This window comes from Micromonospora sp. WMMD710, from assembly GCF_029626045.1.
In the GTDB taxonomy this organism is placed as follows: Bacteria; Actinomycetota; Actinomycetes; order Mycobacteriales; family Micromonosporaceae; genus Micromonospora.
In genome coordinates, this window is sequence record NZ_JARUBD010000001.1 from 256,524 (window position 1) to 274,458 (window position 17,935).

The window sequence follows — 17,935 nt, forward strand, 5'->3', positions numbered from 1 at the left end:
TTTCCGGCACCTGTCGGGGATCCAAGGCCCGACGAGATGGCCTCCTACCTGTGGGGACGCGCCCGGGCGCCAACCGACGCACCCTCCGAGCATCGACGTCTGACGCTGTCGCCTGACGTGAGTCGGTTTGGATTTTTGGCCGGCCGGGCACTTAGCCGCCACGACAGGAAGCACACACACCGTGTGTCAGACATTCTTTGAAGGAGGGCGACCGTGGAGCTCACCGTGTGGGGCATCATCACTGCGCTCGTTGTTGGTCTCATCGTCGGCGCGCTCGGCCGCCTGGTCGTCCCGGGTCGGCAGAACATGCCCATGTGGCTGCACATGCTGATCGGTGTGGGCGCCGCTCTGCTGGGCACCGTCCTGGCCCGGGCCATCGGCATCGCCACCGAGACCAACGGCGTCGACTGGGGCGAGCTGCTGGTGCAGGTCGTCGTCGCGGCCATCGCGGTCGCGCTGGTGGCCGGTGTGGGTCGCCGCCGCAGCGTCACCCACTGACACCCGCAACACCCCGTACCACCGCGACACTTCGATGGGCGCCCGACCGACAGGTCGGGCGCCCATCGGCGTTCCTGCCCGTGCGCCCCGCCTGCCGGGCCGCCCGGGATCGGCCGCCCAGGATCGGCCGTGCGGGAGGGCGGTGGCCGAGGAGAGCCTCGGCCCCGCGGGCGCGCTCATGATCGTGCTGGACCCATGAAGTAGTGGCCTCGGTGGGCAGACGAGGCCACTACTTCCATGTTCGAGCGCGATCTGGGGCGGGCCACCGCGATCTTGGGCGGGCGGGGAGCGCGGAACCTGCCCAGGTAGGCCAAGTCGTGATCGTCTGGTGGACAAAGTCGGTTTGGATTTTCCGCCGGTCGGGCACTTAGCGGTCACGACAGGAAGCACACACATCGTGTGTCAGACATTCTTAGAAGGAGGGCGACCGTGGAGCTCACCGTGTGGGGCATCATCACTGCGCTCGTTGTTGGTCTCATCGTCGGCGCGCTCGGCCGCCTGGTCGTTCCGGGCCGGCAGAACATGCCGATCTGGCTGCACCTGCTGATCGGTGTGGGCGCCGCCCTGCTGGGCACGGTGCTGGCGCGGGCGATGGGTATCGCGACCGAGACCGCCGGCATCGACTGGACGGAGCTGCTGGTGCAGGTCGTCCTGGCGGCCATCGCGGTCGCGCTGGTGGCCGGTGTGGGTCGTCGCCGCAGCGTCACCCGATAACAACCCGGTATCACCTGGTTGCATCGCACTGCATGGAAAGAGCGTCCGGCCATCGGCCGGGCGCTTTTTCGTGCTGGAGTGCCCGACTTCGGCCCGATGTCGCGGCGTCACCGCTCGGGCTGCTGCGGTACGGTCGCGACACCTCCCACTGTCGTAAAGGAATTCTTCGTACTAAGGTGCGGCGGAGAAGGTTAGTTCCAGGCGGCGCGAGGGGAGAAGTGGCGTGAACAGGTGGAAGCGGCTGGCCCCGGTCACCGCCATGGTGGCCTCGGCCGCGATGGTGCTGACCGGTTGCGGGGGCTCCGGTGACGAGGCTGCCGACGACAGCAAGCTCACGGTCTGGATGATGGGCGAGGGCGGCGAGGCGCAGAACGCCTTCCTCGATGGGGTCGAAACCGAGTTCCGCCAGAAGCACCCCGACACCGACGTGGTGGTGCAGTACATTCCCTGGCTCGAGGCGCCCAAGAAGTTCCAGGCCGCGCTCGCCGGTGGCGAGGGGCCGGACATCACCGAGCTGGGCAACACCGAGACCCAGGGCTGGGCGGCCCAGGAGGCGCTCGCCGACGTGAGCGGGCGGATGGGCGGCTGGGCCGACAGCAAGGATCTGCTGCCCGACCTGGTGCGCAACGCGCAGCTCGACGGCAAGCAGTACGGCGTGCCGTGGTACGCGGGCGTGCGGGCCATCTACTACCGCACCGACTGGTTCGCCGAGGCCGGCGTGCAGCCGCCGAAGACGTGGGACGAGCTGGTGACCGCGGCCAAGACCGTGCAGGCGAAGAAGCCGGGCACCTACGGCATCGCGCTGCCGGGCAACTCCGAGCTGCCCTTCTACTCCTTCCTCTGGGGCGCCGGCGGCGAGATCGCCAGCAACCAGGGCGGCACCTGGAAGTCCGGCTACACGACGCCGGAGGCGCAGCGGGCCGTCAAGTACTGGACCGACCTGGTAACCGTGCACAAGGTGGCCCCGCCGGCCGCCGCCGGGTGGAACGAGATCGACGCGCGCACGCAGTTCGCCACCGGCAAGGCCGCGATGGCGTTCGCCGGCAGCTGGCAGCAGGGCGCCATCAAGAAGGACAACCCCGAGATCGAGAAGGTCTGGGGTACGTTCCCGATCCCCGGCCCGGACGGCAAGGCCGCGCCCGGTTTCGCGGGCGGCTCGGACGTGGCGATCTGGAAGGACAGCGAGCGTCAGGACCTGGCCTGGGACTACCTGACCGTGCTGCTGAACAAGAAGAACTCGCAGAGCTTCGCGAGCAGCCTCGGCTTCTTCCCGGTCTACCAGGATCTGGTCGCCGGTGACACGTACGCCAACGACAAGGTGATGGCGGCGTTCGCCACCACCATGCAGAGCACCAAGCTCACGCCGCTCACCCCGAAGTGGGTGGAGGTCAGCCGGACGAAGACGGTGACCCAGGCGATGAACAGCTCGGTCATGAAGGGTCAGAAGACGGTCGAGAAGGCCACCGCCGACGCGGCCGCCGAGATGGAAAGCATCCTCAACGCCAAGTGACCACGCTGACCGAGGTGCCGGAGAACGCCGCCGCGCGGGAGACCCCCGCGCGGCGGCGTCGCCGGGTGGACCGCCTGCCCTACCTGCTGCTCCTGCCCGCACTGGTGATCATCGGGGTGTTGCTGCTCTGGCCGCTCGGCCAGGTGGTGACGATGTCCTTCTACCGCCTCAACAGCGTCCGGCAGTTGCGCGGCGACCGGGAGTGGCCGTGGGTGGGGCTCGGCAACTACGCCGACATCCTCTCCGACCCGTTCTTCCTGACCGTGCTGCGCAACACGGTCCTGTTCGCCGCGGCCAACGTGCTGCTCACCATGGTCCTCGGCACCCTCGTCGGGCTGCTGTTGAACCGGCTCGGTCGCAAGATGGCGACCTTCGTGGCCGGTTGCGTGATGCTCGCCTGGGCCACCCCGGCGTTGACCGGCACGATCGTCTGGAAGTGGATTTTCGACGACACGAGCGGCCTGGTCACGTGGCTGTTCAACGCGCTGCCGGACGGGCTGTCCAACGCCCTGTTCGGTCGTAGCGACTGGACGGGTTACGGCTGGTTCAACTCGCCGCTGCTGTTCTTCGCCATCCTCACCCTGGTGGTGGTGTGGCACTCGTTCCCGTTCATCGCGGTGAGTGTGCTCGCCGGCCTGAAGAGCGTGCCGAGTGAGTTGCACGAGGCGGCCCGGGTGGACGGCGCCAGCCCGTGGCGGGTCTTCTGGAAGATCACGTTCCCGCTGTTGCGCCCGGTCTTCGGGATCCTGATCGTGCTCTCCACGATCTGGGACTTCAAGGTCTTCACCCAGCAGTTCGTGCTGGCCGGCGGCACCCAGGACCGGCCCACGTTCATGCTCTCCATCTACTCGTACGCCGAAGCCTTCTCGCCGCCGCCGAAGTACGGGCTCGGCGCGGCCATCGCGGTGATCCTCACGCTGATCCTGCTCGTGGTGACCGGCTTCTACGTACGGATGGTGCTCAGGCAGGAGGACGAGTCGTGAAGAAGGTCGCCCTCAACGTCGCCGGGCTGCTGGTCGCGCTCTTCGCGGCGTTCCCGGTCTACTGGATGATCTCCACCTCGCTGAAGCCGAGCAGCGAGATCTTCTCGTCGACCCCGCAGCCGGTGCCGGCCCACCCGACGTTGGCGCACTACCGGGAGATCCTGACCGGCAACCTGATCCCGGGTGTGAGCTTCCTCGACTTCTTCCTCAACAGCGCGATCGTCGCGATCGCGACGGTGGTGCTCAGCGGCCTGGTCGCCCTGCTCGCGGCGACGGCGGTGGCCCGGTTCCGCTTCAGGCTGCGGACCAGCTTCCTGATCATGCTGCTCGTGGTGCAGATGATTCCGCTGGAGGCGCTTGTCATCCCACTGTTCCTGATGATCCAGCGGCTGGGGCTCTACAACACCCTGCCCAGCCTGATCCTCACGTACCTCGGCTTCTCGCTGCCGTTCGCGGTCTGGATGCTGCGCGGCTTCGTCGCCGCGGTGCCCAAGGAGTTGGAGGAGGCGGCGGCGATCGACGGCGCCAGCCGGGCCCAGACGTTCCGGCGGGTGCTGTTCCCGCTGGTCGCGCCCGGCCTGGTCGCCACCAGCATCTTCTCCTTCATCACCGCGTGGAACGAGCTGATCTTCGCGTTGACGTTCATCAACGACCAGGGCCGCTACACGCTGCCGGTGGCGATGACCTTCTTCTTCGGCCGTGACGACACCAACTGGGGACCGGTCATGGCCGCCTCCACCCTGTTCACCCTGCCGGTCATCATCTTCTTCCTGCTGGTGCAGCGACGGATGGTCTCCGGGCTGGTCGCCGGGGCCGTCAAGGGTTGACGTGTGAGCCGCCCGCCTGGAGGTCAGGCGGGAGGCTCCAGCCGCTTGATGGACTCGCGTACCTGGGTGGCCTGTGCCGCGACATCGAAGCCGTTGATGCGGGCGGTCCCCGCGTCAGCCTTGAGCAGCGTGGACAGGATCTTCACCACCGTGGTCTTGCCCGCCCCGTTGGAGCCGAGCAGGGCGAAGATGCTGCCCCGCGCCACGTCGATATCCACGCCGCGCAGCACCTTCTGCTGCCTGAACGACTTCTCCAGGCCGCTTATCTGGATTGCGGGCCGCTCGACCTGACCCGTTGTTGGTGGGGTGTTCATGGCCGACAGCATGGAGGGTTGACGTAGCGTCAAGGTCAAGCCCGGCGTGCGGATTCACCTAGGCTGGCCGGCATGACGGGCAGGGTGGCAGCGGTGAACCTCGGGATCGTGACCGAGGCGGAGTGGGCCGGCGACGCGAGCGGTCGTACCGGCATCGACAAGCGGCCGGTCGACGGGCCGGTGCCGGTGCTCGTCGAGGGCCTCGCCGGCGACTTCATCGGCGAGCGGCCCGTGCACGGTGGGGCGGACCAGGCCGTCTACGCGTACGCCGAGGAGGACGCCGCGTGGTGGTCGGCCGAGATCGGCCGGACGATCCGTTCGGGGGGCTTCGGCGAGAACCTGACCACCTACGCGGTGGACGTGACCGGGGCGGTCATCGGCGAGCAGTGGGCGGTCGGCACGGCACTGCTCCAGGTGACGATTCCGCGCACCCCGTGCACGACGTTCGCCGGCTTCTGGGGGGTGCCGGACCTGATCCGGCGCTTCACGGTCCGCGCCAGCCCGGGGGCGTACCTGCGGGTGCTGCGCGAGGGTGAGGTGGGCGCCGGCGACCCGGTCGAGGTGGTGGAGCGTCCCGCGCACGGGGTCACCATCGGCGAGGTGTTCCGGGCGACCACCCTGGAGCCGGAGTTGCTGCCCCGGCTGCTCGACGCGGAGGACCTGCCGGAGCGGATCCGGGAGAAGGCCCGCCGCCGGCTCGCCGGTCGCGGCTGACAAACGAGGTCCTGATCAATTGGGCGCCCTGCGGTGTAATGCCCGATTGTGCGGTAGCTGCCGGTTATATACGAAATTGGGGCGGCTCACCCCTCGGCGAAGACCTCCGCCAGCACCTGCCCGACCGGGCCCCGCTCGCCGTCGACCGGCCCCCAGGTGCCGTCCCGGGCGGTCCACTCCAGGTCGCCGAAACGGACCCACTTCACGCCGTGGTCCTGGGCGTGCGAGACCAGCCAGTGCGCGTACCGCCAGCCGTCACGCTGGTCGGCCGCGGGCACCGTCAGGCCGATCTGGTCGCCCGGGTCGGCGCCCGACAACCCCCAGTCCAACTTCAGGTTGCGGGTCAGCTGCGCGGCCGCGGCCGCGCCACGCATCACCGGGGTACGCCCCACGGTGCAGGCGACGGCGCTGGTGGCCTCGCCCAGCAGCGCCCTGCTGAGCACCTCGGACTCGTCGGCCCACTTCTGGTACGCCTCGGGGAACGCCGAGCGCTGCACCCGCTGGGCGGCGTCGGTGACCCGCATCTCCTCCCAGCCGCGCACCTTCTTCAGCGCCGCGTAGAAGCGTTTCGCCGCGTACCGCGGGTCGCGGATCTGCGCCTCGGTGCCCCAGCCCTGACTCGGCCGCTGCTGGAACAGTCCGACCGAGTCGCGGTCGCCGTCGGCGAGGTTGCGCAGCCCCGACTCCTGGTACGCGGTGGCCAGTGCGACCACGACGGCCCGCTCGGGCATGCCGCGCTGCGCCCCGATCGCCGCGATGGTCGCCGCGTTGGCCATCTGGTCGGCGTCCAACGCCACCCTGCCGTCGGCCTGGACGGTGCACTTGCGCGCCAGGGGCAACTGGAGACGGTCGCCGGCCTGCCGCACGACGAGCCAGATTCCGATCACGGCGATGAGGATGAGCGCCACTCCGCCTGCCACGGCTGTCCGAGTTCGCACCCACACCCCCTGGTCGACACAGTTCGACAAGCGTACGTCGCCGTTGGTGTCATCCGGGTCGTCCGACCGGTTCGGGGTCGGCTCTGCCGGCGCGTACCGATCGGGACCTTCCCGCTTCCGCGCCGATCTCACCTGCCGCGGCCGGCCTGTCTCCCGCGTCACCGGACCGGGCTCGGCGGGAGCGGTCGACTCGGGCCGTTCGCTCCTGCTGGAAGGCGTGAGGCCCTGCCGGCGCTCGTGACCCACATCGTCGTCATGCCGGGAGAGAAGTTCGCGCCCGGTCGGATCGTGCCGGTGCCGAGGTGGAAGAAGCTGGAAGTGTAGAGACGCGGCAAGGCCCCCAGCCAGTCGGCGCCGGGGGCCTTGCGCGGTAGTCACAGCGTGGCGTGGCTGGTTTCCTGCTGAGCAGCGCGCCGCAGCGCCCCCGACATCTCCTCGACGTTCAGGCCGGCGAGGTAGTCGATCATCAGCGACCGCGTGTCCTCGACCGTTGCCGGCATCCGGTCGGGGCCAAGCTCTGATGGCGGTATGACGGTGCGGAACCGGGGATCGTTGATTGCACTGCTAATCAGTCGCTCGGCCACCCACAGCGGTACGCGCTCCTTCAGTACGAAGGTCAGGTGCACGCTAGTCTCGACGGAGTTGCGCGAGTGCGGGTTGTGCACCCAGCCTCGCGGCAGCATGAGGATGTCGCCGGGGGTCAGCTCGACCGTCTGGTACGGGCCGTCCTCCTGCCACTGCTTGACCCAGTCGTCCTGCCACAGGTTCGTCGACATGGAGTGGTCGCGGTAGGGCGCGTCGACCTTGGGATTGAACAGCTCCCACGTCTTCGTCCCCTGGAGTTGCACCACGATCCCGAGGTACTGGTCCCAGTGGTAGTCAAGACCCTGCTTGCTGGGCGGGGTGATGAAAGCCGTGACGTACCCCGGATAGCCGGTCTCTGCCTGGATGCTCGCACAGATTGCGCTCAAGGGCGGGAACCAGCGATTCAGCTCGCGGAGCTGGATGGTGCAGCCCTGGTCGAGCAAGAGCTGTACGGAGGCTGGCGCAACCCGATCGTCGGCGGTGAAGCGGGCCGGGTGCAGCCCGTCGCCCTTGTGGAACACGTTCACGTAGTTGCTCGGTGCGCAGCCGGCGTCGAGGAAACCTCGGATCGTCTGCGCGTTGACCACCCGCCCGAGTGGGCTGCCGCTCGGGAGCCTCAGTGTGTACGGGTGCTCGGGCCATTCGCCGAGAATGGCGTTGGCAGCCTCGGGGCCGAGAATCATTTCGAGGGACATGTGCTTCTCCCAGTGTCGAAGGTCAGTTCGGCGGGAGGGGGCAAGGCGTCCTGGTGTGGTGGCGGTGCGGGCAACTGATGACCGCGTACACGACAACCCGGTTGGCGCTCAGGCTCACGGTGTAGTGCCAGATGGCGTCGCTGCCGCCCTCTAGACCTGTCCGGGAGTGCTCCAGTCGTGCCGCCGGGTCTACGTAGCTGAGCGTGGCGTCGGGTGGCTGTTGGGCGTAGGTGCTAGTAAGCCAGTCGAGCGCGCCCTGTACGTCGGTCCACGTCCGCTCCCGTGTTGTCTGGTCGCGTCGCAGCAGGTAGTGGCCGTTCTCCAGCGGCGGCGTCGATGCGCGGATGAACGCAGCCGTTCCGAGGTCGCCAGGAGTTGGACCGGGCCGCCGCTCGGGGTCATGCTCCCGCCCGAAGAACTGGTGTGGACCAATCCACGGCTCGTAAGCGTGCCAGTGATGCGTCACCAGCGCCATTGTTCCCCCCTAAAGGCGGGCTGGCCGCGCATCGTGCGCGGCCAGCCCTGGTCGATCAGACGATTTCGCCGGCCTGGTACGCGGCGAAGAAGTTGTCCAGCTCGCCGCGGCTGAACCGCAGGGTCGGCGAGTCGGCACCCAGCTTCGAGTCGCCAAGGATGATGGCGTCCTCGCTGCCGGGCAGGATGGCGGCGGCGACGCAGCTCTCCATCGTGTTGGTGATGCCGCCTCCGCAGAGCTTCCGGAGGTTGACGCCGGTGGTGTCGACCTCGTACAGGTCGAGCGGATTCTTGATCGTCATGAGACGATCTCCTTTCGGTGTACTGCCTGCGGGGATGCGGTCCCCGCGCCGGTGGCGCACCTTCACCCCGGCCTGGTCGTCTGCTTTCCACGGGAGGCGACCAGGCCGGGCTTATCGGGGCGGCCGGAATCTACGCGTCGTCGGCCCCTCGGAGGGCTCAGCGGCGGACTTCCGGTATGGCCCCCACGCAACGAAGCGCTCGTACAGCGCCTGCGGGGTCGGCCCATCGTGAGGGTTCAGGTGGTACAAGTCCTTGGTCGCCTCGTAGAACATGCCCGCCAGGTAGATGGACAGTCCGGGCGCGTTGTCCTCGAACTCAAGCCTCAGCCGGAGCTTGGCCTCGGCGCAGGGCCAGTGCTGACCGTCCACCCGGCAGAACCACATAGGGCGAAGCGGGGTGTGCGGCTTCTGCTCGTCCCGAGTGGACCGAGGTCGGTTCGGCGCCGGCCCCTTGAGAGGTGGGGCGGCCCGAGTGCTGAGGCTGCTCATGCGTCATCTCCTGCCTGCGGGTCACCAGCTCGGCGGCCAGCGTCCAATTGATCTGCGTCGGGGCGTTCCAGAGGTGATCGAAGGGTGGCGGCATCCGGGGGACTGGCGACGAGCTGATGCCGGTGATCGGCCGCTCAGGCGCGCTGGTCGCACGCTTCGGCTTGCGGGCGGTGCGGCAGGAGGGGCACGCACACTTCCGACCACCGGGGAAGCGCCTCGACCGATGCGGCCTGTGCCGTGGAAGGGTCAGGTCGGCGTCGTCATCGCTGAGCATCGCGCCCCTCCTGCCTGCCGAGGGAGTCCGGGCCGCGACCTACTCGTCCCCTCCACGACCCGGACCCCGAACCCTGGGAGCGGGCCGCTCCACCACGGGGGAGGCGGAGCGGCCCCGGGGCGAGCCCGCGGCAGCCGATTCACTGTCGAGCAAGTTCGCCTTGAGGACACTCTCTGTCGCCGAGCGTGATCGTGCAATGATTTACGTTGACACATGTCATGGTGGTTGTCCCATTCCTGCGAACCATCGAGAATCAGTCGCAGGTTCGATGGACGGATTGCTTCAATCTGAGACAAGGGGGCCGCATGACCCATGCGGGGTCGTCCATACCGCGCAGGCAACTCGGGCGGTATCTGAAGCAGGGCCGCGAAGAGGCCGGGCTGTCCTTGGAAGCTGCCGGCGAGGCGCTGGAGTGGTCCCGGTCCACCATGTACCGGATCGAAGGCGGCGGCTCAGCGGTCAAGGCCCGCGACGTAACGGCCATGTGCGTGCTGTACGGCATGTCCGCCGAGATGACGTCGGCGCTGATCGCGCTGGCCGCTGAGACCAAGGCAAACGGCTGGTGGCACGCCTACGGCGACACCTTGCCGACCTGGTTTGAGCTGTACGTCGGGATGGAGTCAGCGGCGTCGCGCCTGCGGCACTGGGAGCCGGACTCGCTTCCCGGGCTGCTTCAGACGCGGGCCTACGCCGAACACCTGCTTCGGTCGCACCCGGAGCTGGAGGAGCAGGAGGTCGGACGCCTGGTCGAGCTTCGCATGGAGCGCCAGAAGATCCTCAAGCGGAGACACCCGGAGCCTCCGCGCCTGGAGGTCATTGTGGACGAAGGCGTGTTGCGCAGGTCGTTCCCTGGCATGGCGGACCAGCTCAGCCACCTTCACAACCAGGTGGCCGCCGAGGTCGCGACGATCCGCATCGTGCCCCGGGACGCGCCGCCCAACTACGCCTTGACCGGCGGTGGTTTCGTCATGCTGGAATTTCCAACGATCGGAATTCGAACGCCGGAGCCCACGACCGTATACAGCGAGTCACTGACAGGCGCTTTATATCTCGACAAGCCAGCAGAGGTTGCGGCGTACTCTGTGAGGTGGAGAGCGCTCGAAGGTCTGTCGCTCGACGCGGACCGATCGGCCGACCTATTAGCCACGATCGCCAAGGAGATGTAGCAATGAGTAACCTAACCGGAGCCGTGTGGCGCAAGAGCAGCCGCAGTGGGGGCAACGGCGGGCAGTGCGTGGAGGTGGCCGACAACCTCTCCGGCATCGTCGGTGTGCGGGACAGCAAGGACCAGTCCGGCCCGGCACTGACGTTCGACCCGCAAGCCTGGAAGGCGTTCGTCAGCTTCGCCAAGCAGCACTGACCCGGAAACGCAAGAAGGCCCGGCTCCCACTCGGGGGCCGGGCCTTCGCGTTTCGTGCCTCTACCGCACACGTCGACCTTCGCTCACCAGTATCACCAGGGGGCGAACCGGGTCGCCCTCCGCTACCGACCCCTCCGGGCCGGGCAGGCTGGACAGCTTCATGGGGTCACCGTCGGGTGCGTACGCCCACGACCAACCCTGCGCGATGTTGCCCCGGTCGGCGCGAACCCACAGTCGGCTGCGGGCATCGATGACCAGGTCGTTGCCAAGCCACCGCTCGTCGGGGAACTCGCTGCTCATGCCCGCGAGAGTACCGATCTCCACCGACATCTCATTGCGCCTCCGAGACGCCGTCGACCGCAGTCGGCGGCGTCCCGGTCCGCTGGGGCCCGGTCCTACCCGGCATGCTCACCGGAATCCGTGTCGAGAGCGGCCACCCATCGAGTCAATCGCTTCTCCCGGAACGCCGTGACCCCCTCGCGACCCTCGTCGGAGAGGAAGAAGCCGGTCGAGAGAGCGGACAACCGGGCCAGGTCACCGCGCAGCTCGGCGGTCCCCGGTCGGCGCAGCAGCACCTTCGCGCCGGCCAGCGCGCCGGGCGCGCCGCGTACCAGCGAGTCGCAGTAGCGCCGCACCGCCTCGTCCAACCCGTCGGCCGGCACGGAGGCCGTCACCAGGCCGATCTCGGCCGCCCGTCGCCCGTCGAAGGTGTCCCCGGTCAGGTACAGCTCGGCGGCGGCGCGCGGGTGCAGCCGGGGCAGCACGGTCGCCGAGATCACCGCCGGGATCACCCCGATCCGCACCTCGGTGAACGCGAACGTCGCCTCGTCGGCGCAGACCGCCAGATCGGCGGCGGCGATCAGGCCCAGCCCGCCGGCCCGCGCCGGCCCGCCCACCCGGGCCAGCACCGGCTTCGGGCACTCCCAGAGGGCGGCGAGGACATCGCCCAGCATCCCGGCGGGCACCGTCCCGCTGGCGTACGCCGCGGCGGTCTCCTTCAGGTCCGCGCCCGAGCAGAAGACCGGGCCGGTGTGGTCGAGCACGATCACCCGGACCGCGTCGTCGGCGACCGCGTCGGCCAGCCCGGCCAGCAGTTGGGTCATCAGGCCGGTGGAGAGCGCGTTGCGGTTGTGCGAGCTGTCCAGGGTGAGGGTGGTCACCCCACGGGCCGTGGCGACCCGCACGAGGACGTCGGGAGAGGTCATGCCGGGCACACTAGTGGCCATGCCCGGCGTCCTTCCAGATGGTGAGACCGTCCCCGTCGACGGATCGCTGCCCGCCACCGCCACCACGGCGGTCGGCGCGCGCGGCTTCGGCGTGTACGTCCACGTGCCGTTCTGCGCCAGCCGCTGCGGCTACTGCGACTTCAACACGTACACGGCCGCCGAGCTGGGTGGCGGTGCCAGCCGTGAGGGGTATGCCGACACCGTCCTGGCCGAGCTGACGCTCGCCGCCCGGGTGCTCGGCGACAACCCGCCGCCCCGGGTCGACACCGTCTTCGTCGGCGGCGGCACGCCCACCCTGCTCCCCGCCGACGACCTGGCCCGCATCCTCGACGGCATCGACCGCACCTGGGGGCTGGCCGCCGACGCCGAGGTGACCACCGAGGCGAACCCCGAATCGGTCACCCCGGAATCGTTGCAGCGGCTGCGGGCCGCCGGCTACACCCGGATCTCGCTGGGCATGCAGTCCGCCTCGCCGGGAGTGCTGGCGATCCTCGACCGCACGCACAGCGCCGGCCGGGCCACCGCCGCCGCCCTGGAAGCCCGCGACGCCGGGTTCGAGCACGTCAACCTGGACCTGATCTACGGCACGCCGGGGGAGCGCGCCGAGGACTTCGCGGCCTCGCTGGAGCAGGTCGTCGCCGCCGGGGTGGACCACGTCAGCGCGTACGCCCTGATCGTCGAGGACGGCACCCGGCTCGCCGCCCGGATGCGGCGCGGCGAGCTGGCGTACCCCAGTGACGACGTCGCCGCGGACCGCTACCTGGCCGCGGAGGCCGCCCTCGACGCGGCCGGCCTGTCCTGGTACGAGGTCTCCAACTGGGCGCGCGACGACGCGGCCAGGTGCCGGCACAACCTGCTCTACTGGACCGGCGCGGACTGGTGGGGGTTGGGGCCGGGGGCGCACAGCCACGTCGGCGGGGTGCGCTGGTGGAACGTCAAGCACCCGTCGGCGTACGCCCAGCGGCTCGCCGCCGGCGTCTCACCCGGCCTGGCCCGGGAGGTGCTCACCACCGACGAGGCGCACATGGAGGACGTCATGCTCCGGCTGCGGCTCGCCAGCGGCCTGCCGCTGGCGGTGCTCGACGCCACCGGGCGGGCCGGCGCGCAACGGGCGCTGGCCGACGGCCTGCTGAGCGCCGAGGAGTACGCGGCCGGCCGGGCGGTGCTCACCCTGCGCGGCCGGCTGCTCGCCGACGCCGTCGTCCGCGACCTGCTGCCCTGAGCCGGCCCGCCGCCGGTGGCGGCGGTGTGCCGGGCCGGCCGGGGGAGCGGCCGGCCCGGGTCACTTGATGAAGCTGGCGGAGAGCGGGTAGCGGTAGAGCTGCCCCTCGTTGGCCTTGATGCCGGCGATGATGCCGAACACGGCACCGAGGATCACGGCGGCCGCGACCGGGATGAACCCGATCACGATGCAGGACAGCACCCAGCCGACCAGGCCGATGATCGACCAGATGAGCTGGAAGTTGAGCGCCGCCACGGCGTGCGCGCGGACCGTGGGGGACTGGTTGCTCCGGGCCAGCAGCGCCACCAGCGGCCCGATCCAGCCGAGCACACCGCCGCTGACGATCATCCCGGCGGCGCCGCCGAAGTGCGCGACCAACGCCCAGGTCTTGTCCTCGTTGTTGGCGTAGCCGCCGCCGGGGCCGCCGTAGGCGCCACCGGTCGGATATCCGCCACCAGGCGGCGGGAAGCCACCGGGCGGGTAACCACCCGGCGGAGGGTAGCCGCCCGACGGCGGTTGGTCACCGGTGGGCGGCGGATAGCCACCGGCCGGGGGATAGCCGCCCGGGCCGGGTGCCCCGGACAGTGGTGCGGTGGGTGGCTCGGCCGATGCGGACGAGCCCGGTGAGGTCGGCTCCGGCGGGTAGTTGCCGGGGTCTCCCGCTCCGGGAGGGCGAGGAGGTTCAGTCATGAGTGTCACGGTAGGGGCCGTTGGCAACGCCGCACCAGAGCGACACCGCCCGGTCGGGCGGGCCGATCGGCCCATCGGGGTGGCGCGGGCCGCACCGACGAGCTGTCGTTGATCATCGCGTCGGCGGGGGCCCCGACGTAGACTGGCACTCGTTACAGTCGAGTGCCAGGACGGTCCGCCGGCGTGAGGTGTCCGGCGGCCGACGTGCGACAGGAGGTGCGGAGGATGGGTCTCGACGACCGCAAGCTCGCCGTGCTCCGCGCCATCGTCGAGGACTACGTCTCCACCCAGGAGCCGGTCGGCAGCAAGGCGCTGGTCGAGCGGCACCAGCTCGGGGTCTCCCCGGCCACGGTCCGCAACGACATGGCCGTGCTGGAGGAGGAGGGCTACATCCGGCAGCCGCACACCAGTGCCGGCCGGGTGCCCACCGACCGCGGCTACCGGCTCTTCGTCGACCGGCTGTCCCGGGTCAAGCCGCTCAGCCCGGCCGAGCGCCGGGCCATCGAGCGCTTCCTCGTCGGCGCGGTCGACCTCGACGACGTGGTGCACCGCACCGTACGCCTGCTCGCCCAGCTGACCCGGCAGGTGGCCGTCGTGCAGTACCCGTCGCTGGCCCGCTCCTCGGTACGACACCTGGAGCTGGTGCCGATCTCCACGACCCGGTTGATGCTCGTCATGATCGCCGACACCGGGCGGGTGGAGCAGCGGCTGGTGGAACTGCCCGGCCCGGTGCCCGCCGACGACGTCACCGACCTGCGTCGACTGGTCAACGAGAAGCTCGCCGGCGCCCGCCTGTCGGACACGCCGCCGCTGGTGCAGGCGCTGGTCGAGGAGGCGCCGCCCGAGCTGCGTCCGACGATGACCACGCTCGCCACGGTGCTGCTCGAGACGCTCGTCGAACGGCACGAGGAACGCATCGCGCTGGCCGGCACCGCCAACCTCACCCGGGGCGGCCTGCTCGACTTCCAGGGTTCGCTGCGGCCGATCCTGGAGGCGCTGGAGGAGGAGGTCGTGCTCCTCAAGCTCATCGGCGAGACCGAGCCGAGCACGACCCGGGTGCTGATCGGCGACGAGAACGAGTTCGACAACCTGCGGGCCGCCTCCGTGGTCAGCACCGGGTACGGCCCGGGCGCCACCATCCTCGGCGGCCTGGGGGTGCTGGGGCCCACCCGGATGGACTACCCCGGCAATATCGCCACGGTGCGCGCCGTGGCACGCTACGTGGGCGAGTTGCTGGCCCAGAACTGACCAGTCAGGGCCGACGGCCGGCTGCGGCCGCCGGTCGGCGCAACGCGAGACGAACATGAGGACACGGAACGCAGTGGCCAGGGACTACTACGGCATTCTCGGTGTCAGCCGGGAAGCCTCCGATGACGAGATCAAGCGCGCCTACCGCAAGCTGGCGCGCCAGTTCCACCCGGACGTCAATCCGGACCCGGAGGCTCAGGAGAAGTTCAAGGACATCAACGCCGCGTACGAGGTCCTCTCGGACGACCGCAAGCGGCAGATCGTCGACCTGGGTGGCGACCCGCTCGCCCCGGGTGGCGGTGGCGCCGGCGGACCGGGTGGTCCGGGTGGTGCCGGCCCGTTCGTCGGCTTCCAGGACATCATGGACGCGTTCTTCGGCGGTGCGGCCGGCGGGGCTCGTGGCCCACGTCCGCGTACCCGGCCGGGCGCCGACGCGATCCTGCGACTCGAGTTGGACCTGCACGAGACGGCGTTCGGCGTCGAGGCCCCGATCACCGTCGACACCGCCGTGCTCTGCACCACCTGCTCCGGCGCCGGCACGGCCGCCGGCACCCACCTGGCCACCTGCGAGGCGTGCGGCGGCCGGGGCGAGGTGCAGTCGGTGCAGCGCACCTTCCTCGGCCAGGTGGTCTCGGCCCGGCCGTGCACCGTCTGCCAGGGCTACGGCACCACCATCCCGCACCCCTGCCCCACCTGCGCCGGCGACGGCCGGGTGCGCACCCGCCGCTCGCTGACCGTCAAGATCCCGGCCGGCGTCGAGGACGGCATGCGGATCCGGCTGGCCCAGCAGGGTGAGGTGGGCCCCGGTGGCGGCACCGCCGGTGACCTCTACGTGGAGATCCACGAGCGCCCGCACGACGTGTACTCCCGCAAGGGCGACGACCTGCACTGCCGGGTCACCGTGCCGATGACGGCGGCGGCGCTCGGCACCCGGCTGACCATCAAGACGCTGGACAGCGAGGAGACGGTCGACGTCAAGGCCGGCACCCAGCCGGCCAGCACGTTGCGGCTGCGCGCCCGCGGTGTGCCGCACCTGCGCGGCACCGGCCGGGGCGACCTCTACGTGCACCTGGACGTGCGGACGCCGACCAAGCTCGACCCGGACCAGGAGAAGATGCTGCGCGACTTCGCGAAGACCCGTGGTGAGGAGGTCGCCGAGCTGTCCAAGCAGGGCGGCTTCTTCTCCCGGATGCGCGACGCGTTCAACGGGCACGCCTGAGGTGTCCGCGCCGCTGTTCCTGGTCGAGGCGCTGCCCACCGGCGACACCCTGACCCTGGACGGCCCGGAGGGGCACCACGCCGCCACCGTGCAACGGCTGCGGGTCGGCGAGGAGCTGCTGCTCGCCGACGGGCGGGGCGGCACCGCCGCCGCCGTGGTCACCGCCGTCGGCCGGGGCACCCTGGAGGTCAGCGTCACCTCCCGGGGGTACGCGGACGCGTCCGTACCCCGGATCGTCACCGTGCAGGGCATCGCCAAGGGCGACCGGGGTGAGCTGGCCGTGCAGGCGATGACCGAGGTCGGGGTCGACGAGATCGTGCCGTGGGCGGCGTCGCGTTCGGTGACCCAGTGGCGCGGCGACCGGGGCGTACGGGCCCGGGACAAGTGGGTGGCCACCGCCCGGGAGGCGGCCAAGCAGGCCCGCCGGCCGTGGCTGCCGGTGGTGGCCGGTGCGCCGGACGAGTCCACCGCGACCGTGGCCCGCCGGATCGCCGGCGCGGCGGCCGCGTTCGTGCTGCACGAGGAGGCCGACGAGCGGCTGACCGTCGCCGAGCTGCCGAGCGCCGGGGAGATCGTCCTGGTGGTCGGCCCGGAGGGGGGCATCGCCCCGGCCGAGCTGACCGCCTTCCGCGAGGCCGGCGGCCGACCGGTGCGGCTCGGCCCGGCCGTGCTGCGCACCTCCACCGCCGGGGTGGCTGCCCTCAGCGTGCTCGCCACCCGCCTCGGCCGCTGGTAGCCGCCCCGCGCCGCCGCCGGCTCGACGGGAGGCTGCCAGGGTGCGGGCCGCAGGGCCTGGCGGTGGCCGTCGCGGTCAGCCACTCCGCGGGTGAGCCATCCTGCGGGTCCAGCCACCCTGCGGGTCAGCTGCGCAGGTAGGAGGCCCCGTTCAGGTCGACGATCGTGCCGGAGGCCCACTCGGCCTGCGGCGAGGCCAGCCAGTGCACCGCGGCGGCGATCTCCGCCGGCCGGGCCACCCGGTCGAACGGGCTCTGCGCCCGGATCGCCGCTCCCCGCTCGCCGCGCAGGTGCTCGGTGGTCATGTCGGTCGCCACGAAGCCCGGTGCCACGGTGGCCACCGCGATGCCGTACGGCGCGAGCGCCACCGCGAGGGACTGGCCCAGCGCGTTCAGCCCGGCCTTGCTGGCGCCGTACGCCGGCTGCTCCGGCTCGCCCCGGAACGCGCCCCGGGACGAGACGTTCACGATCCGACCGCCGCGCTCGCGCATGTGCTGGGCGGCGCACCAGGTGACGTTCCCAGCACCGGTCAAATTGGTCTCCAGCACCTGCCGCCAGCGCCGCTGCCACTGCTCGTAGGAGGCGCCGAAGATCGGGTGTGGGTCGTCCCGGTCGCCGTACATCCCGGCGTTGTTGACCAGCACGTCGAGCCCGCCGAGCAGTTCGGCCGCCCGGTCGACCATCACCCGCACCGCGTCCGGATCGGTGAGGTCGGCGCGGACCACCACGTGCCCCGTGCCGGGCAGGCTGGCGCGCACCCGCTCGGCCGCGTCGGCGGAGTCGCGGTGGTGGATGGCCACCCGGTCCCCGCTCGCCGCGAACGCCTCCGCCACCGCCCGGCCGATGCCACGCGAAGCCCCGGTCACCAGTACCGCCCGATCCGTCATGCCGGCCATCCTGCCGTAGCCGTTTCCTCCT

Annotated in this window: 21 protein-coding genes and 1 pseudogene; 12 read left to right on the top strand and 10 right to left on the bottom strand. The window is 70.6% G+C overall.

Features of this window, described 5'->3' with window-relative positions:
* The first annotated feature begins 213 nt into the window (after window positions 1–213).
* The 5 genes from O7620_RS01305 to O7620_RS01325 all read left to right on the top strand — a co-directional run bounded on the left by O7620_RS01305 (window position 214) and on the right by O7620_RS01325 (window position 4,532).
* The gene (locus O7620_RS01305) at window positions 214–498 is read left to right on the top strand and encodes a GlsB/YeaQ/YmgE family stress response membrane protein (RefSeq protein ID WP_278121374.1); all 285 of its coding nucleotides are present in this window, start codon (window positions 214–216) and stop codon (window positions 496–498) included.
* Window positions 499–927: 429 nt separating this feature from the next.
* Window positions 928–1,212 (top strand): GlsB/YeaQ/YmgE family stress response membrane protein, encoded by a 285-nt coding sequence (locus tag O7620_RS01310; protein WP_278121376.1) that lies wholly within the window; start codon window positions 928–930, stop codon window positions 1,210–1,212.
* 223 nt (window positions 1,213–1,435) lie between these two features.
* A complete protein-coding gene (locus O7620_RS01315; RefSeq protein WP_278121378.1) occupies window positions 1,436–2,722 on the top strand; it encodes a sugar ABC transporter substrate-binding protein in 1,287 nt (428 codons plus the stop codon).
* Window positions 2,719–3,705 carry a sugar ABC transporter permease gene (locus tag O7620_RS01320; RefSeq protein WP_278121380.1) on the top strand — a complete coding sequence of 329 codons (987 nt, stop codon included), beginning with the start codon at window positions 2,719–2,721 and terminating at the stop codon, window positions 3,703–3,705. The genes O7620_RS01315 and O7620_RS01320 overlap by 4 nt, the downstream gene beginning before the upstream one ends.
* Window positions 3,702–4,532 carry a carbohydrate ABC transporter permease gene (locus O7620_RS01325; protein WP_278121381.1) on the top strand — a complete coding sequence of 277 codons (831 nt, stop codon included), beginning with the start codon at window positions 3,702–3,704 and terminating at the stop codon, window positions 4,530–4,532. Before O7620_RS01320 ends, O7620_RS01325 begins: the two co-directional genes overlap by 4 nt.
* A 47-nt stretch (window positions 4,533–4,579) precedes the next feature.
* Here the strand turns inward: O7620_RS01325 and O7620_RS01330 are convergent.
* Window positions 4,580–4,846 (bottom strand): annotated as a pseudogene (locus tag O7620_RS01330) (ATP-binding cassette domain-containing protein); the annotation flags it as partial.
* Between the two features lie 72 nt (window positions 4,847–4,918).
* Here O7620_RS01330 and O7620_RS01335 point away from each other — a divergent pair.
* Window positions 4,919–5,560 carry an MOSC domain-containing protein gene (locus O7620_RS01335; RefSeq protein ID WP_151488696.1) on the top strand — a complete coding sequence of 214 codons (642 nt, stop codon included), beginning with the start codon at window positions 4,919–4,921 and terminating at the stop codon, window positions 5,558–5,560.
* Between the two features lie 86 nt (window positions 5,561–5,646).
* Here the strand turns inward: O7620_RS01335 and O7620_RS01340 are convergent, their stop codons facing one another.
* From O7620_RS01340 to O7620_RS01360, 5 genes are all read right to left on the bottom strand, one after another.
* On the bottom strand, window positions 5,647–6,504 hold the full coding sequence (locus tag O7620_RS01340) for a hypothetical protein (protein ID WP_151488695.1): 858 nt from the start codon (window positions 6,502–6,504) through the stop codon (window positions 5,647–5,649).
* Window positions 6,505–6,872: 368 nt separating this feature from the next.
* On the bottom strand, window positions 6,873–7,778 hold the full coding sequence (locus O7620_RS01345) for a cupin domain-containing protein (RefSeq protein WP_278121384.1): 906 nt from the start codon (window positions 7,776–7,778) through the stop codon (window positions 6,873–6,875).
* A gap of 22 nt (window positions 7,779–7,800) precedes the next feature.
* Window positions 7,801–8,253 carry a hypothetical protein gene (locus tag O7620_RS01350; protein ID WP_278121386.1) on the bottom strand — a complete coding sequence of 151 codons (453 nt, stop codon included), beginning with the start codon at window positions 8,251–8,253 and terminating at the stop codon, window positions 7,801–7,803.
* Window positions 8,254–8,308: 55 nt separating this feature from the next.
* The gene (locus O7620_RS01355; RefSeq protein WP_151488693.1) at window positions 8,309–8,554 is read right to left on the bottom strand and encodes a DUF397 domain-containing protein; all 246 of its coding nucleotides are present in this window, start codon (window positions 8,552–8,554) and stop codon (window positions 8,309–8,311) included.
* Window positions 8,555–8,665: 111 nt separating this feature from the next.
* On the bottom strand, window positions 8,666–9,043 hold the full coding sequence (locus O7620_RS01360; RefSeq protein WP_278121388.1) for a hypothetical protein: 378 nt from the start codon (window positions 9,041–9,043) through the stop codon (window positions 8,666–8,668).
* 579 nt (window positions 9,044–9,622) lie between these two features.
* On the opposite strand from O7620_RS01360, the gene O7620_RS01365 reads away from it, so the two are divergent.
* Both O7620_RS01365 and O7620_RS01370 read left to right on the top strand, forming a co-directional pair.
* Window positions 9,623–10,483, top strand: a complete 861-nt coding sequence (locus O7620_RS01365) for a helix-turn-helix transcriptional regulator (protein WP_151488691.1) — start codon at window positions 9,623–9,625, stop codon at window positions 10,481–10,483.
* Window positions 10,484–10,485: 2 nt separating this feature from the next.
* Window positions 10,486–10,677, top strand: a complete 192-nt coding sequence (locus O7620_RS01370) for a DUF397 domain-containing protein (protein ID WP_151488690.1) — start codon at window positions 10,486–10,488, stop codon at window positions 10,675–10,677.
* Window positions 10,678–10,737: 60 nt separating this feature from the next.
* On the opposite strand, the gene O7620_RS01375 is transcribed toward O7620_RS01370, so the two are convergent.
* Both O7620_RS01375 and O7620_RS01380 read right to left on the bottom strand, forming a co-directional pair.
* The gene (locus O7620_RS01375) at window positions 10,738–10,977 is read right to left on the bottom strand and encodes a hypothetical protein (RefSeq protein ID WP_278121392.1); all 240 of its coding nucleotides are present in this window, start codon (window positions 10,975–10,977) and stop codon (window positions 10,738–10,740) included.
* A 95-nt stretch (window positions 10,978–11,072) separates the two neighbouring features.
* Window positions 11,073–11,882, bottom strand: coding sequence for an enoyl-CoA hydratase-related protein (locus tag O7620_RS01380; protein WP_278121394.1), 810 nt, complete (start codon window positions 11,880–11,882; stop codon window positions 11,073–11,075).
* A gap of 19 nt (window positions 11,883–11,901) precedes the next feature.
* Between O7620_RS01380 and hemW the strand changes: the two genes are divergently transcribed.
* The gene (hemW, locus tag O7620_RS01385) at window positions 11,902–13,125 is read left to right on the top strand and encodes a radical SAM family heme chaperone HemW (protein WP_278126807.1); all 1,224 of its coding nucleotides are present in this window, start codon (window positions 11,902–11,904) and stop codon (window positions 13,123–13,125) included.
* 60 nt (window positions 13,126–13,185) lie between these two features.
* Here hemW and O7620_RS01390 read toward each other — a convergent pair whose 3' ends face one another.
* Window positions 13,186–13,815 (bottom strand): DUF4870 domain-containing protein, encoded by a 630-nt coding sequence (locus O7620_RS01390; protein ID WP_278121396.1) that lies wholly within the window; start codon window positions 13,813–13,815, stop codon window positions 13,186–13,188.
* A 225-nt stretch (window positions 13,816–14,040) separates the two neighbouring features.
* Here O7620_RS01390 and hrcA point away from each other — a divergent pair, with 225 nt between their 5' ends.
* From hrcA to O7620_RS01405, 3 genes are all read left to right on the top strand, one after another.
* Window positions 14,041–15,063 carry a heat-inducible transcriptional repressor HrcA gene (hrcA, locus tag O7620_RS01395; RefSeq protein ID WP_278121398.1) on the top strand — a complete coding sequence of 341 codons (1,023 nt, stop codon included), beginning with the start codon at window positions 14,041–14,043 and terminating at the stop codon, window positions 15,061–15,063.
* 73 nt (window positions 15,064–15,136) lie between these two features.
* Complete coding sequence (gene dnaJ / locus O7620_RS01400; protein WP_192580165.1) at window positions 15,137–16,282, top strand: molecular chaperone DnaJ; 1,146 nt, start codon at window positions 15,137–15,139, stop codon at window positions 16,280–16,282.
* Window position 16,283: 1 nt separating this feature from the next.
* Window positions 16,284–17,018 (top strand): 16S rRNA (uracil(1498)-N(3))-methyltransferase, encoded by a 735-nt coding sequence (locus O7620_RS01405; RefSeq protein ID WP_151488684.1) that lies wholly within the window; start codon window positions 16,284–16,286, stop codon window positions 17,016–17,018.
* 124 nt (window positions 17,019–17,142) lie between these two features.
* Here the strand turns inward: O7620_RS01405 and O7620_RS01410 are convergent, their stop codons facing one another.
* Window positions 17,143–17,904: an SDR family oxidoreductase gene (locus tag O7620_RS01410; protein ID WP_278121400.1), complete on the bottom strand. Its 762-nt coding sequence runs from the start codon at window positions 17,902–17,904 to the stop codon at window positions 17,143–17,145.
* Window positions 17,905–17,935 lie beyond the last annotated feature (31 nt).